Source organism: Ureibacillus sp. FSL W7-1570 (genome assembly GCF_038593265.1).
In the GTDB taxonomy this organism is placed as follows: domain Bacteria; phylum Bacillota; class Bacilli; order Bacillales_A; family Planococcaceae; genus Ureibacillus; species Ureibacillus suwonensis.
Genome location: NZ_CP151979.1, coordinates 1,545,186 through 1,560,201 on the forward strand (window position 1 = coordinate 1,545,186; position 15,016 = coordinate 1,560,201).

At 38.7% G+C, this 15,016-nt stretch carries 12 protein-coding genes and 1 tRNA gene; 1 reads left to right on the forward strand and 12 read right to left on the reverse strand.

Annotation, left to right across the window (positions count from 1 at the left end; translation table 11 throughout):
• Position 1 precedes the first annotated feature (1 nt).
• From NST13_RS07650 to NST13_RS07670, 5 genes are all read right to left on the reverse strand, one after another.
• Positions 2-802, reverse strand: coding sequence for a basic amino acid ABC transporter substrate-binding protein (locus NST13_RS07650; protein WP_342581761.1), 801 nt, complete (start codon positions 800-802; stop codon positions 2-4).
• 651 nt (positions 803-1,453) lie between these two features.
• Positions 1,454-3,100, reverse strand: a complete 1,647-nt coding sequence (locus tag NST13_RS07655; RefSeq protein WP_342581762.1) for an IS1182 family transposase — start codon at positions 3,098-3,100, stop codon at positions 1,454-1,456.
• Positions 3,101-3,550: 450 nt separating this feature from the next.
• Positions 3,551-5,269, reverse strand: a complete 1,719-nt coding sequence (locus NST13_RS07660; protein ID WP_342581763.1) for a methyl-accepting chemotaxis protein — start codon at positions 5,267-5,269, stop codon at positions 3,551-3,553.
• A gap of 3 nt (positions 5,270-5,272) precedes the next feature.
• Positions 5,273-6,445 (reverse strand): ATP-grasp domain-containing protein, encoded by a 1,173-nt coding sequence (locus tag NST13_RS07665; protein ID WP_342581764.1) that lies wholly within the window; start codon positions 6,443-6,445, stop codon positions 5,273-5,275.
• Between the two features lie 850 nt (positions 6,446-7,295).
• A tRNA-Arg gene (locus tag NST13_RS07670) sits at positions 7,296-7,367 on the reverse strand.
• Positions 7,368-7,694: 327 nt separating this feature from the next.
• Between NST13_RS07670 and clpP the strand changes: the two genes are divergently transcribed.
• Positions 7,695-8,285 (forward strand): ATP-dependent Clp endopeptidase proteolytic subunit ClpP, encoded by a 591-nt coding sequence (gene clpP / locus NST13_RS07675; RefSeq protein WP_342581765.1) that lies wholly within the window; start codon positions 7,695-7,697, stop codon positions 8,283-8,285.
• Between the two features lie 258 nt (positions 8,286-8,543).
• Here the strand turns inward: clpP and NST13_RS07680 are convergent, their stop codons facing one another.
• The 7 genes from NST13_RS07680 to NST13_RS07710 all read right to left on the reverse strand — a co-directional run bounded on the left by NST13_RS07680 (position 8,544) and on the right by NST13_RS07710 (position 15,000).
• Positions 8,544-8,801 (reverse strand): HPr family phosphocarrier protein, encoded by a 258-nt coding sequence (locus NST13_RS07680; RefSeq protein WP_342468709.1) that lies wholly within the window; start codon positions 8,799-8,801, stop codon positions 8,544-8,546.
• 89 nt (positions 8,802-8,890) lie between these two features.
• On the reverse strand, positions 8,891-9,838 hold the full coding sequence (whiA, locus tag NST13_RS07685) for a DNA-binding protein WhiA (protein WP_342468708.1): 948 nt from the start codon (positions 9,836-9,838) through the stop codon (positions 8,891-8,893).
• 36 nt (positions 9,839-9,874) lie between these two features.
• On the reverse strand, positions 9,875-10,819 hold the full coding sequence (locus tag NST13_RS07690) for a YvcK family protein (protein WP_342468707.1): 945 nt from the start codon (positions 10,817-10,819) through the stop codon (positions 9,875-9,877).
• Between the two features lie 16 nt (positions 10,820-10,835).
• Entirely contained in the window at positions 10,836-11,717 is an 882-nt protein-coding gene (gene rapZ / locus NST13_RS07695; RefSeq protein ID WP_342468706.1) for an RNase adapter RapZ, read from the reverse strand.
• Positions 11,710-12,201: an 8-oxo-dGTP diphosphatase gene (locus NST13_RS07700; protein ID WP_342468705.1), complete on the reverse strand. Its 492-nt coding sequence runs from the start codon at positions 12,199-12,201 to the stop codon at positions 11,710-11,712. The genes rapZ and NST13_RS07700 overlap by 8 nt, the downstream gene beginning before the upstream one ends.
• Before the next feature lie 251 nt (positions 12,202-12,452).
• Positions 12,453-13,403: a thioredoxin-disulfide reductase gene (gene trxB, locus NST13_RS07705; RefSeq protein ID WP_342468704.1), complete on the reverse strand. Its 951-nt coding sequence runs from the start codon at positions 13,401-13,403 to the stop codon at positions 12,453-12,455.
• Between the two features lie 61 nt (positions 13,404-13,464).
• The gene (locus NST13_RS07710; RefSeq protein WP_342581766.1) at positions 13,465-15,000 is read right to left on the reverse strand and encodes a tetratricopeptide repeat protein; all 1,536 of its coding nucleotides are present in this window, start codon (positions 14,998-15,000) and stop codon (positions 13,465-13,467) included.
• Positions 15,001-15,016: the final 16 nt, after the last annotated feature.

Consider the following 15,016-nt stretch of genomic DNA (forward strand, 5'->3'; position numbering starts at 1 on the left):
GTTATTCAAGTTCTTGTCCTGTAATTTCTGCCAACTTACCGTTTTCTTTGATTTTTTGTAAGCCTTCATTTAGTAAATCAAGCAATTCTTTGTTGCCTTTTTTCACCATTAAACCATAATATTCTTTTTCAAACGCATCGTCTTCGATGACTTTTAATTTTGCATTCGGATTATTTTTTAAATATTCATAAACTACCGCGTTATCACCAATTGCTGCTTGAGCCGTTCCATTAATTACTTCTTGGATGGCTAATGGAAGGTTTTCATACGCTAAAATATTTGGGTTCGTTTCGCCTAATAGCTTTTTCGCCGCCTGATGGCCTGTAGAGTTGATTTGTACAGAAACTTTTTTACCTTCTAAATCTTTCGCCGATTCAATCGGTGAATCTTCCGTAACCACAATCACTTGTGTCGCTTCGAAATATGGTTCAGTAAAGTCGAAAGTTTCTTTCCGTTCATTGGTAATCGTAATTCCGGAAGCACCCATATCAAGTTCGCCGTTTTGCACTTGTTGGAATACCGCTTCCCAACCAACATGGCGCATTTCATAATCCATGCCGAGTTCATTGAAAATGGCATCAATAATATCTTTGTCGATTCCTACAATATTTCCTTTATCATCCATATATTCGAAAGGAGCGAAAGTCGCTTCTGTACCCACCAATATTTTTTTGTCTTTCAAACCGGATTCTCCACTATCAGAATTACCTGAAGATTTCTCGTCTCCCGCTCCACAGGCTGCCAATACAAAAGCAAACGCCATCAGCAACATTAATAAAAATACATGATTTCTTTTTACCATCTCGTTATCCTCCTTTGGTCATTATCTCGTTTCATCAGCAGCAACAAAAAAATGATTATGTGACACTGATATGTTTAATTATATAAATCGTCTAATATTTATACAACAAATAAATTGATTACACGATAAAATAATATAATATTCAGTAAATTCCCTCAAAAAGAAAGGGCTTACATTTATGGATAAAAAATGGTTATTTGTTAAATGTGGCCACCAAATATTCATAAAAAATATCACAAAAATATCATACCCGTTTGGAGTGGGGAAGACCCTCCCCCACTTTTTTATCATTCGGCGCCATAAAAAATTTTTTAGAGCCCCAAAAATTTCAGCCCCGGCAAATTTGCCCGATGACTTGGAAATGTATATTTTATATTTTAATTCATTCCCGTTCCGTTCATTCCCATAAAAATTTTTAAAGGCAATATATTGAGTCCCAAAGAATAAATTTCCGAACAATCCTGTTGATTAGGTGCACAAAAAACTCCGCGGAAGTCCACAAGCAACATGGGCAAAGCTTCCCCATCCAATCCTGGCGCTTGGATGCACTTAACGAATCGATATTTCCAAGTTTTCGGTTATTTCTGCGCCAACTACATGCAAAATGATTTTCCGCGCATAAATCCAAAAGAGGCTGGGACAAAACTAGCTTCAAAATAGGAAAAAGGAGAATTTGAGCCAACTCAAATTCTCCTTTTTCCATTTCTCTCCATTATTTTTGGTCAGTTGATCTTTGTTGGCCGTGTATTTCCGTAAATTCACGGCCATTAAGGCAATGCCCATTTCATTTTCCACTTTCGATTTTCCTCGAACGGAAAATCGAGTGAAACGCAAATTAGCCTTCAAGAATCCAAAAACTGGTTCTACGTCTATTTTACGTTGACGGAAAATAGAACCAGCTTTTTCTTCTGAAAGCTTCGCTCTTACATATTCTTTTTGTTGTTCCCATTTTTCATTCACCATGACCTTTCGGTGATTGCCTTCCTTTGCTTTTGTGCATGATGAACGAAATGGACATCCTGAACAGTTTTCACATTCATAGATTTTCAATTCTCGTTTGAAACCAGTCTTATCTGTACGTACAGAACGATAACGGAAGGTTACTCGCTGCTGATTTGGACAAATGTAGGTATCACTTTCTTCGTCGTACATCCAATTGTCTGGATGAAATGGATTTTGTTTATATTTCTTCTTTTGTTCTTTCTCATACATGGTATATGGAATGAGTGCCTCACATTTTCGATTCGAAAGGATGTCTTCATAGTTTTGTTCACTACCATAACCAGCATCTGCGACAATATACTTTGGCAACGGAAAATAATCCTTTTCTATCTTATTCAAGAACGGAATTAATGTACGTGTATCAGTAGGATTTGGAAAGATGCTATAAGCTAGTGCGTATTGACCTTCTGTTGCGATTTGTACGTTGTATCCAGCCTTCAATTGACCGTTTTTCATATAGTCGTCTTTCATTCGCATGAACGTCGCATCTAAGTCTGTTTTGGAATAACTATTCCGTTCACCCAAGATTTCGAAGTCTTTTTGATACTTTTGTTTACGTAAAATCAAGTCAATCAACTGTTTGTACACTCGCTTCGGATATTTCCGTTCGCTTCTTAATGCTTTTCGTTCTGTGGCATCGGGCGATGATTCGATTTTTTGGTCATATTCCGTAATGACTTTATCGACTTGTTGCACCATTTGAGCGAGTTCTTCAACAGACAGTTCTCCCTCATTTTCCCGCTCCATTTCAGGGATGATTTCTTTTTCCAATAGTTCGTTGTATAACTGATTGGACTTTTCAATTAAGTTTTGGTTGTATTTTTCAATGGATTTCTTCCATACGAAAGTAAATTTATTGGCATTCGCTTCAATCTTCGTACCATCGATAAAAATAGCTTCTTGATCGATTAATTTTTCTTCCACCAGTTGGCAACGGAATTGGACAAAACATTGACGAATTAATTCTTTTACTTCCGGATGTACACGAAAACGATTGATCGTCCGATAACTTGGTTCATATCCTTGTGCCAACCACATCATTCGTATACTATCCTTTAATAGCGCTTCAATTTTTCGACCTGAAAAGACAGACTGCGAATAGGCACACAAAATAATTTTTAGCATCATGCGTGGATGATAAGCAGGACAACCTGTATTTCGAAGAAACGGCTGGAAGGCTTCATCTGGAATACTTTCAACTAAATGGTGGATGTGGAAGGCAATATCATTTTCTTGTAATTTTATTTCTAAATCTAGAGGCAAAACTAATTGATTCATGTTATAATATTTAAACATAAGGACACTTCTTTCGTTAAAATTTTTGGGGTTGGATACTTAAATTTTAACAGAAGATGTCCTTATTTTTATTGAAAAAATGAAGAACAGCCCATGAAATTTTATTCCAAAATTTCATGGGCTGTTTCCATTTTAGAGGGGGTTTTGTCCCAGCCACTCTTTTTTGTATATGTATAATTAATCCTACTGTAACGGGTAAGTATTATGATCCTGTTCGTTTGGAAAAACAGCTACAGTTGGAATGATCAAATGTTTTTTCGCAAATGTCATGTCGTGCCCAAATTCATCCTCAAAATACTTTTACATCATCAGTAGTATTTTTTCTGTTCTTGTCCTGCTATTGTTTTCCGGCTTCGATTGTTGTCCATCACTGGCGGCCACCCACGCCAAGCCAGTCAAACAGAAGTACGCGCATCTCCACCGCTACATGGCCTCTGATAAAATTTCATTTTAGTTTGTTTCCATTTCACTTGTCTTGAATCGCTTAATCATATCTTGAAGATTGTCAGCCAACAGTTTTAAATCCGCATTTTGTTCTTTCAAGTACTCGATCGTGCTGTTTTGTTGGATGGCAGAAGCGGATATTTCCTGAGTCGCAGCCACTCCCTGTTCTGAAATGGCCGAAATTTCTTGAATGGACATTAAAATTTTGTCGGATGCTTGATCCAAATCTTCCGTACTTTTCACTATCGTATCAATTCCTTTTGCCAATTGCTCCACCGACTCAAAGATTGAATTGAATAATCGCCCATTATCCTCGACAATCTCAACACCTTTTACAATATCTTCATAATCTTGCTGGTTCAAATTCAGCACGAGATTCGCCTGTTCATTAATTTCAACGATCGCTTTCGATATGGTTTTGATCGATCCATCCGTTTGATTAGCAAGTTTCTGGACTTCCTGGGCAACCACCGAAAATCCTTTGCCCGCCTCTCCGGCACGTGCCGCTTCAATGGATGCATTTAAAGAAAGAAGATGGATTTGTGATGAAATTTCCTGGATAATCTTAATAATTTCATTAATATGTTCTAATTTTTTCCCCAGATTAGACAAGTTCTCTTTACTTACCATACCATTTTGTTTGATTTTGTTCATTTGTTCGGTGATGATTTCAACTTGGACATTTCCTTTTTCCGCTTGCTGACTCGTTTGATTCGTCAGGTTTTTAATCACCTTTGTTTGTTCATCTACATTGGATATCGATGAGGATATTTCCGATATCATATTGGAAATCCTTTCAATATGGTTGGCTCTTTCTTCGGCCCCTTTCGCCTCTTCATCTGTACTTGTCGCAATCTGCTTAGAAGCCTGATCCAATTCTTCAAAGGACTCCAATAGAGTTTGACTGGTAAGATGGATGCCTTCCGATTTCTCTTTGACATTGTCAATGATGTGACTCAAATTTTTTCTCATTTCTTCAAAGCTGTTTGCCAAAATTCCTATTTCATCTTGGCGATTAATATTTATCGATTGGCTAAGATCTCCGGTAGAAAAGGTTTTCGCATATTGCACCAAACTATTAAGCGGTTTTGAAATCCGATTTCCAATAAATAAAGCCAATAAGATTCCAATAATAATCATCACGGCTGTTACAATTATCGAAATCGTCAATATCCGGTTTTCCAACTGGTCGATAAATTTCGCGCTCATATCGATTCCGAAAATGGCTTCCACACCATCATCCTCTAAAGGAAGGAAAAATGATTTATGAACGCCCCATTTATCTCTGTAAATCGGACTCAGAACCGTCTCTTTTTCTTCAAAGGATGTTTTTTGATCCCCCGTAAACGGAGACTCAACCATAAAATCGTCACTGTCATTTAAAGCGACAATGACATCCTTTCCATTTTTTCTGGACAATACATATACATATTCGATTCCCTTTTTCCCTTCAAAAAATGAATCTAATTTCCGCTTCAGCTGCATCCCGTATTTTTCCGGGGATTCCATCGTATTCTTGATTAAATCCGGATCAATCGACTGTGCCAATAATTGCCCATTTTCTTTTAACCGTTCATCAAATTGTGGAATCACATGTTCTTGAATAATGTAATCTGATACATATTTAACAAACCCGAAAAGAATCATTGAAAATATAAGAAACGGAAATAAGAAACTGACAATTAATTGGGTTTTTATCGATTTCTTCCGAGTTATATTTCTCATTCCTTATCTCTCCCTCGATTGCTCCATTTCCTTTAATGCAATAAATGGCCGTAAATCCATTTGCAGTAATTGAAAAAGCTCTTCCATTGTTTCGTTTTTGAAAAACACAACGGCAAACATTCTGTCATTGGTTGCTTGGATTTCTCGGTATTCCAAAATCTGGTTGAATTGTTCTTTGAATGACTGATGATCAATGGATTTTATCAGATTTTGTGAAAGATCCATCGGAATTTCCGCACAGAAGAAACCGTACAAACTTTGGTCCATCTGGCGGAGCACCGCTTCCCAGTCCGGGCTGGTTCCTTGAAAATAATGTTTATACACATTGCAGCCATAAGCATGATAGCCGAGATCCGTCGTTCCGGCCCCGGCAAATCTGAGCGGATTCATTTCAATCGGAATAATCGTTTGATTATGTTTTCTCACTTCAAAGTGAAGCGGAAAATTTTTTAACGGAACGATTTCTCTAAACTTATGCATAAAAGTCAACAGGTCATCATAGATTTCTTCGATCACTTGTTTGGACGTATAGTAGATTCGATCCGACGTATCATATTCGTCTTTGAACACATGCTTAAAAATATTTAAAATCACAGGATTGCCATCTTGATCATAATAACTGTCAACAGCATATTCTTCTCCAAATACCCATTGTTCAATTAATATACTCTCTCCGTTAATCACTTCATTGTCATACATGTTTTTTATAAAAAGCATATCCACACTTAACTTATGTAAGGCTTCCCGCCATTCTTCCGCGCTTTTTACTTTATAGACTCCAACGCTTGAATATCCTTTGCTCGGCTTAATTACAACGGGAAAAGGGATTTCCTCCACCGGAATTTTATAAAGCTCCTCCAGGTTTACCACCTTATAAAAATAATCAGGGTACATTTTAGTAAGGAGTTGACGGAACATTCCTTTATCTTTCAATTGTTTTGCCCAACGATTTTGAACAATGTTTGGAGCATAAGATTCAAGCAATGCCAAGCAGCTTTCCGAATTTGTCAATAACTTTTGATGTTCATCGATGGTAGAGAAAAAACCCTCAGCATCCATTATCTGTAGCGCATCCGGCATTTCCGGGCGGTTACTTTGTTTGAAAACTGGCACATCCAGTTCTTGCAACGATTTGACCAGAATAGGAGAAATGATTTGATCGTCAAGGAGAATCATGTTGAATCACCTTCCTAAAGTTGAGATTCTGCTTTTCCATAAAATTGAAATGTTTTAACGAAAAAATAAGATAAAATGGACAGTCCGCTCTTTTACCTCTCGTTCCGTATACATTCAATATGGCATCTAATCAATCCAATTGCTGAACCACAGCTGTCGCTGGAATCAAACGAAATAAGACCTACTACCGCTGATGAAAAGTCGCGACATTATTCTCGTTCTTTTTTTCGATGAATGGGCCCTTTATCTTATCGTCAAAATGATGAAGAATTTTAGCATTTTAAATGTTTTTTCCTTTTTAGGTAATTTCCTTATTTATTGGAAAATAAAGAATATTGACTAATTAGTTTCCTTCATAAATTGTTGACTATCCTGACCTACTGCCGTTTCTGTTTTTAGAAAATGGAAGATTTGCAAAATGAAATGGAAAGTGGAACTTGTAAAACCACTCAACTGCGAAGATCCGGAAAAGACACATGTATATCGTGCCTCCAGGATGCGAGCAAAGACGGATCATTGGGATGAACAAAGGGGAAATGGATGCAAAATCGGGGAATTAAAACCCTTGAACTTGGATGGGGTTAAAATGGATGGATGAAATCAAAAAAACCTGAAATCAAAATATTTTCCCGACCCATCATTTTAGTTGCGATTGCCAAGGTGCACGTCCTCCGAACTGGGACTGACATGGGATTGCTTGGATTTCAAATACAAAAGGACAAAAAAAATCCCGGGACACGCAATGAAGTGACACTACTATGAAAATAACCGGGCAACATTTTTTCAGGTCCCCGAAAAAATGAAAAACGACTGCAAAAGCAGTCGTATCAAGGAATTTAATGTTTTGTAGCGCCCTCGGAGGGAATCGAACCCCCAGTGCAAGAACCGGAATCTTGAGTGTTATCCATTACACCACGAGGGCATATTAATCAACAAAAATTGAACGTATTGCCATTATTTGCATAATTTTAATCATTTTTCATATAATAATACATATGCAACACAGTTTTATTATATGATTACTTACGACTCTAATATTATACACAGGACTGCCAAACAATTCAACCATTAAAACACGAAATAATTATTTATTGCAAAGGAAACTGGATATTTGTAAATTCCATGAATTGCTGTACTTAATATTTGACCATTATTGACTATTATGTGTATGATAAACATACAAGCTGAAACTATTTCTGTTTCGGTACGTAGAAACATAATAACAATTATTGCTTAAGGAGGACATAAAATGAATTTAGTTCCTACAGTCATTGAACAAACAAGCCGTGGTGAGCGCGCTTATGACATCTATTCCCGCTTATTGAAAGACCGCATTATTTTACTTGGCAGCCCAATTGATGATAACGTTGCAAACTCTATTGTAGCACAATTATTGTTCTTAGCTGCGGAAGATCCTGATAAAGATATTTCATTGTACATCAACTCACCAGGTGGATCCATCACTGCAGGTATGGCCATCTACGACACAATGCAATACATTAAACCGGATGTACAAACAATCTGTATCGGTATGGCGGCATCGATGGGTGCTTTCCTCCTTTCAGCAGGCGCAAAAGGAAAACGTTATGCATTGCCAAACGCGGAAGTGATGATTCACCAACCACTAGGCGGTGCCCAAGGTCAAGCTACTGAAATTGAAATTGCTGCAAAACGCATTCTTTTCTTGCGTGACAAATTAAACAAATTGTTGGCTGATCATACTGGCCAACCAATCGAAAAAATCGCGCAAGATACAGACCGCGATAACTTCATGACCGCACAACAAGCCAAAGATTATGGTTTGATCGACCATATCATCTCTTCCAGCGAAGAAAAATAATTTTTGAAAAGAGGTATCATCCATTCGGGTGATACCTCTTTTTTATATTTTGGCAAATTCCATTGGCGGTTATGTACTCCATTCCAGAGGATTTTTGCTCAAGAATGGCGAATTCTTATACAGGATTAGCGGATATCCCGATCAGGCAATGGAGGATTTCCCGGCATGGATCCCTTCTAAAGCGCCGGAAAATAAAAAAACTCACAATTCTCGAAAAAGTCTTCGAAAAATTGCGAGCGTTTTCAAATTATGAATAAATTAATCTTCTTTTGAAATAAATGATGATAACCCTTCAATAGCCTCGTTTTCATCATTGCCCTCTGCAATCAGTGTTACCGATGTCCCTCTTGCAATAGCCAAGCTCATGATTCCCATGATGGATTTTGCATTCACTTTCTTCTCATCTTTTTGCAAAAAGACATCGGATTTATAGCGGTTTGCCTCTTGAACAAATAATGCTGCTTGCCGAGCTTGCAAGCCGTTTTTCAACTTAACCTCCACTGTGGTTTCAACCATTCTATTTCCACACCCTTTCTAAACCGTTCATCTCATTTTATATTTATCTTATCGAAATTATATGAAAAGAACAATGCGATTCTTTTGAATTATTTTATCACTTTTTCGCCTCGGCGTAACTTTTCGGCAATTTCATCAATTTTTCTCAAGCGATGGTTGATTCCGGATTTGCTGACTGTCCCCGTTGAAATCATCTCACCCAATTCTTTCAACGTCACATCTTGATGTTCAATGCGGAGTCTTGCCACCTCCCGCAATTTTTCCGGCAGTTGGTCGATTCCGATGGTTTGATCGATAAATTTAATATTTTCCACTTGTCTTAAGGCAGCGCCAATGGTTTTATTCAAATTGGCCGTTTCACAATTGACGATCCGGTTGACGCTGTTCCGCATATCGCGAAGAATCCGGACATCTTCAAATTTCAGCATCGCTTGGAAGGCGCCGGTCAAGCCAAGAAATTCGGAAATTTTCTCCGCTTCTTTCAAATAAGTGATATGCCCTTTTTTCCGTTCGATGGTTTTGGCATTCAAGTTAAACTCATTCATCAAATGTGCCAATGCTTCACTGTGTTCTTTGTACATTGAATAGATTTCCAAATGATAGGAAGAGGTTTCAGGGTTATTGACAGATCCTCCCGCCAAAAAAGCGCCTCTCAAGTATGCCCTTTTTTGATTGCTTGTTTTTAATAAGGAGTTGGAAATTGAATGATTTAACTGGAATTCTCCCTGCAATATGTCAAGATCGTTCAAAATCTCGCGCGCACCTTCACGAATGCGGCAAATGTAAACATTATTCTTTTTCAAGCGCATTTTTTTGCGGACCAAGAGTTCAACATTATATGGATAAAGTTTCTTGATAATCGTATAAATTCTTCTGGCAATGGCTGCATTCTCCGTTTGCACATCCAAGATCAGCTGTTTGCTTGAAAAGGATAATGTGCCATTCATTCGGATAATGGCAGAGACCTCAGCCTTTAAACATTGATCGTTTGCCTCAATTTGAGTCAATTCCTTCTTCGTTTCCGATGCAAATGACATTCAAGCCCCCCCTCTCATCCTTGACCATGCTTTTTTTCATGAATATTCGAGCAGCCATTCCGCAATGGCTTTTCCCTCATGCCGAACAGCACCATTTTTTATTGTGGCAATATTTTTTTTAATAATTTCTAACCCCAGTTTTTTTAATTCTTCTTCATTTACTCTGACCGGTTCTGCGTTTCGTTCTTTATAGTTTTCTTTAATGGGGGATGGCAAATCGTTGCTGTTGACTAATATGGCATCCAAAAAAGGTGTGCCGACATGGTCATAAATCGCTTTCACATGATCCGCCGCCTGAAACTGATTGGTTTCCCCTTGTTGAGTCATCAAGTTGCAAATATAAATTTTTCTTGCTTTGGATCGGACAATGGTTTCTCCGATTTCTTTCACCAATAAATTCGGAATGATACTCGTATAAAGACTTCCTGGACCGATCAATATGACATCCGCGCTGTTGATTGCATTGATTGCTTCAGGAAGGGGCTTCACATCTTCCGGTACTAAAAAAACGCGTTTAATCCGCTTGTTGGACAATGGGATTTTCGATTCACCCTGAATAATCCGGCCGTCCAACAACTCTGCATGCAAATTGACTTTTGCATTTGCGGATGGAATGACCTTTCCATGCACATTTAATACTTTGCTCATCTCAATGATGGCACTAAAAAAATCACCGGTGATGTCGGTTAATGCGGTCAGCATCAAATTTCCCAAGGAATGTCCGCCCAAGTCCTGGGAATTTGAAAAGCGGTATTGAAACATTTGTTCCAGCAACGGCTCCGTATCAGATAAAGCGGCAATGACATTGCGGATATCCCCGGGAGGAGGAATGTCATAATCATCCCTGAGTCTCCCTGAAGATCCCCCATCATCGGTCACCGTGACAATGGCGGTTATATGAAAGGGATAAAGTTTCAACCCCCGTAAAATGGTCGATAATCCGGTCCCTCCTCCGATGACTACAATATTCAGTTTTTCCATCCAAACAATCCTCTCTTTAAGAACGAATATCCCGGTGGGTTACTTCCGTATGATATTTCTTGCTAAAATATTTTCCAAAATATTCAGTTAATGTAACCGAACGATGTTGGCCGCCTGTGCAGCCAAAGGCGATCACCAATTGCGGTTTCCCTTCTTTGATATATTGTGGAATGATGAAATCAAATAAGTCTTCCAATTTCTTGATTAAAATTTTTGTTTCAGCCGTGTTATAAACATAATCGTAAACTTCCTGGTCCAATCCCGTTTTATTTCTCAATTCTTCAACATAATAAGGATTATTTAAGAATCTTACATCAAAAACCAAGTCCGCATCAATAGGAATCCCGTTTTTATATCCAAAAGATACAACATTTATTGAAAATTTCGGACTGGACGAAAGGGAAAATTCTTCAGTAATACGTTCACGAAGCTCCCGCGGTTTCATTTTTGATGTATTGTAAATGTAACGGGCTCTGCCTTTTAATTCTGAGAGCATTTCCCTTTCTTTTTTGATTCCTTCAAGAGGCAGCCCACCGGGAGCCAACGGATGTTGCCGTCTCGTTTCCTTATATCTTCGGACAAGCGTCTGATCGTCTGCATCCAAAAATAATACCCGCGTATTTACGCTTTTTTCTTTTTCCAACGCATCCAGGGCATCAATGAGGGAATTGAAGAATTCCCCGCCGCGCATGTCCATGACTGCGGCAATTTTTGAAATTCTTTTTTTCGATTGTTTCATCAACGCCAAAAAAGTTGTCAACAATTTGGGTGGCAAGTTATCAATGCAATAATAGCCCATGTCTTCAAAGCTTTGCACTGCCACTGTTTTTCCGGCACCGGACATTCCTGTGATGATCACTAATTCATATTCATATTCTTTTCCATCTTTATCATCCATAAATTTCATCTCCTTCGATTAATTCCATCGAAGACTGATATTTTGCCTCTATCAATTCGTAATCTTTTGTATATACGCAAGTTCCGTACTGAATTCCTTTATTTAACGCACTAAACAACAGGATTTTCCGATCACCTTCCGCCATTGGAAGATGGTGAAGGTCTTCGATTGGGCGCCATTCCAAAATGCCTTCCCTGTTTTCCTTGTCAGGAGTCCCTTCAACACCTGTTGCGACAAAGGTAAATAGCATCCATTCATCGATGACTTGGTCATCTTCTTTGATGACAATTGTATATACCCCTTTTAAATGGGCATTTTTAGGAGTAACATTCGTCTCCTCTTGAAATTCCCTTACCGCCGCTTCTAATATGGATTCTCCGCTCTCCATTTTTCCTCCGGGAGCTACATACCATCCTCTTCTGGGTTTTTTCAGAAGAAGAACTTGTCCATCCTGTATTGCTAATAAGTTGGCAATTCTCTGCATAATCCACACCCCAAATCTTTGTTACTCCTACTTTTATTATACCGTGACTGTTCATTCCGTTACAAAACAATACCTTAATAAACAATCTATAATTTAGAATTTATGATTAGAAGGCTTTTCGTAGAATCTTCAAAAAAAAAGTTGTTTCCAAAAATGGAAACAACTAAAAACTAACTAAAGGGGGGTTAAATTCTATTTTTATTATACCCCATTTTTACGGTGGAAAAAGTTACAATAAAGTTAATTTCTCATTACCCGTTTTTTACTAATTTTTCTTTCAGTTCTTCCACATATTGTTGCGCAGTTTGGGCTGCAATGCTTCCGTCCCCTGTTGCTGTTACGATTTGACGCAACGTTTTTTCACGCACATCCCCTGCCGCAAAAATGCCTTTCACAGATGTTTCCATTTTATCGTTCGTTACAACATACCCTTGCTCGTTTAAAATGCCGAGATTTTTAAAAGGTGCAGTCAATGGCGACATGCCGATGTAAACAAAGACTCCGTCGCATGGAACCTCTTTTTCTGAACCGTCCACTGTTGAAACCAGCGTTACACTTCCCACTTTTCCATCTTTTTCATTAATTTGCTTCACTGTGTGGTTCCAGATAAAGTCCACTTTTTCATTGGCGAATGCACGATCTTGCAGGATTTTTTGGGCACGCAATTTATCCCGGCGATGCACAATGGTCACTTTATTTGCAAAGCGCGTCAAATAAACGCCTTCTTCGACAGCTGAGTCCCCGCCGCCGACAACGATCAGATCTTTTCCTTTGAAAAATGCTCCGTCACAAACCGCACAGTAGCTTACACCGCGTCCGCCAAGTTCGTTTTCGCCGGGAACGCCCAATTTTTTATATTCGGCACCTGTCGCGATGATGATGGCACGGGTTTTATATTCTTTTGAACCTGCTTTGACGATTTTGAATTCTTCTCCGTCAATCACTTCGGAAACGTCGCCGTAAGCATATTCCGCTCCGAATTTTTTCGCATGTTCAAACATTTTTGTGGACAATTCCGGACCTAAAATGGATTCGAAACCTGGATAGTTTTCAATTTCCTCCGTATTCGCCATTTGTCCGCCGGGGATTCCGCGTTCCAACATCAGAGTGGAAAGGTTTGCGCGGGATGTGTATACCGCTGCGGTCATTCCTGCAGGCCCTGCACCGATGATAATGACGTCATAAATTTTTTCTTCTGCCATTTCTATTCCTCCCAACTACCTTTAATGTAGTGAAACCAAAATGAAACTTCAATTAATTTGCCTATTCTTCATTAAATGGTAAAAACTCCAATAATTGGTCTACATACTTTGTCAATGTGGAGACCGTTATGCCATATTTTTCTGCAAATTGTTTTTTTGTGATTTTCTTTGAACTGACCGTTGAATAATACATATATTCCACTGCGGCGGTCAGGGCTTTCACATTTTTGAATTCGTAACCGTTCAAGAACGCTTTCTCACTGAGTACGAACCACATTTGGAACAGGTGCTGGATTTCGAGAGTCAACGCTTCAACATTGTTGAAAAGTTCCTCTGCAACGGCGATCAGGCGGATAAAATTTTTTTCCACTTTATTGTTCATATTGAATTGATGATTCAATGCATAAGCTAAACAAAGCTTTTCCAATCCGTTGTATTTGGATAAATCGATCAATTTCGGATGGGAGATGATCTCCTGTTTAAATGCCGATTTGCCTAGCAGGAAAAAGCCGAACATCCGGTGGGCGGAATAATTGCTGCTGATTTTCTTGATAATGTAGTCCCGATTTTGATCGAGTGTCGGAATTTCGGACAGTTCTTTTCTTTTGATGTGTCTCCACGGTTCCATGCCGTTTTTTGAAGGATCCAGCTGGGTCAGCATTTCCCAGGCTCTTTCCGCTTCTTTCACATGATTTGAGAAGTATGCGGCTTGACTTAACCAAAAATAAAAACCGGGATCATTCGGCATCATCCGCTTTGACATGCTATGGAGCCATTTGTATGCCAAATCATATTCGCCAATCAGCGCCAACGTGGCACCCAGTTTATATCGGCTGTCAAAATCGAAAGGATGCACCTTTTTCAACACGTCCACCAAATAATGAAGCGCCGGTTCATCTTTTTCGTAATAAGCGATGATCGTTAAATTGCATAGCGCGTGCAGATTTCCGACATTTTCCCGGAGGACATGATTCAGGATGGCTTTCGATTGTTCCAAATCCCCTACATAAAAATAAGCGAGAGATAAATTGTTATAGGCTGGCCAAAGTTCCGGATATTGATCAACAAGATTTTCCAACACTTCAATCGCTTCATGGAATTGCTTTTCTTCTATCAAGCGGCGGGCTTTTTCTTGCATAATGATTTGTTCAAATGAATCCTCTTCATCAAAATCGTCAATTTCATTTTGCTCGAAATGGACGTAATCGATGATTTCTTTTGCTTCCCATGCGTAATATCCATCAGGCTCAAGTTCCAAATATTTTTCCGCATATTTTTTCGCATCATTCATCAAGCCCAAATAACCTGATACTTCTGCCAAATAATAAACATGTTCCGGTTCGTCCGGTTCCATGCAATATGCGGTGTGTATTAATTCATAAGCCTTTTCAAAATTTTGAGCGTTCATTTCCAACAGCCCGTAATGCATTAACACATGCGCATCATCCGGGCTCAATTCCGCTGCTCTTTTCATATATTTGTACGCCCGATCCATTTGGTCCTTTTCCAAGGCTTTGATTGCTTTGTTGAAATAATATTCTCCATCTGGAATGAACGAAACGATGTTATTTTTCTCTTTTTGTTGTTTCTTTTCCAAAATGAACCTCCAAGAC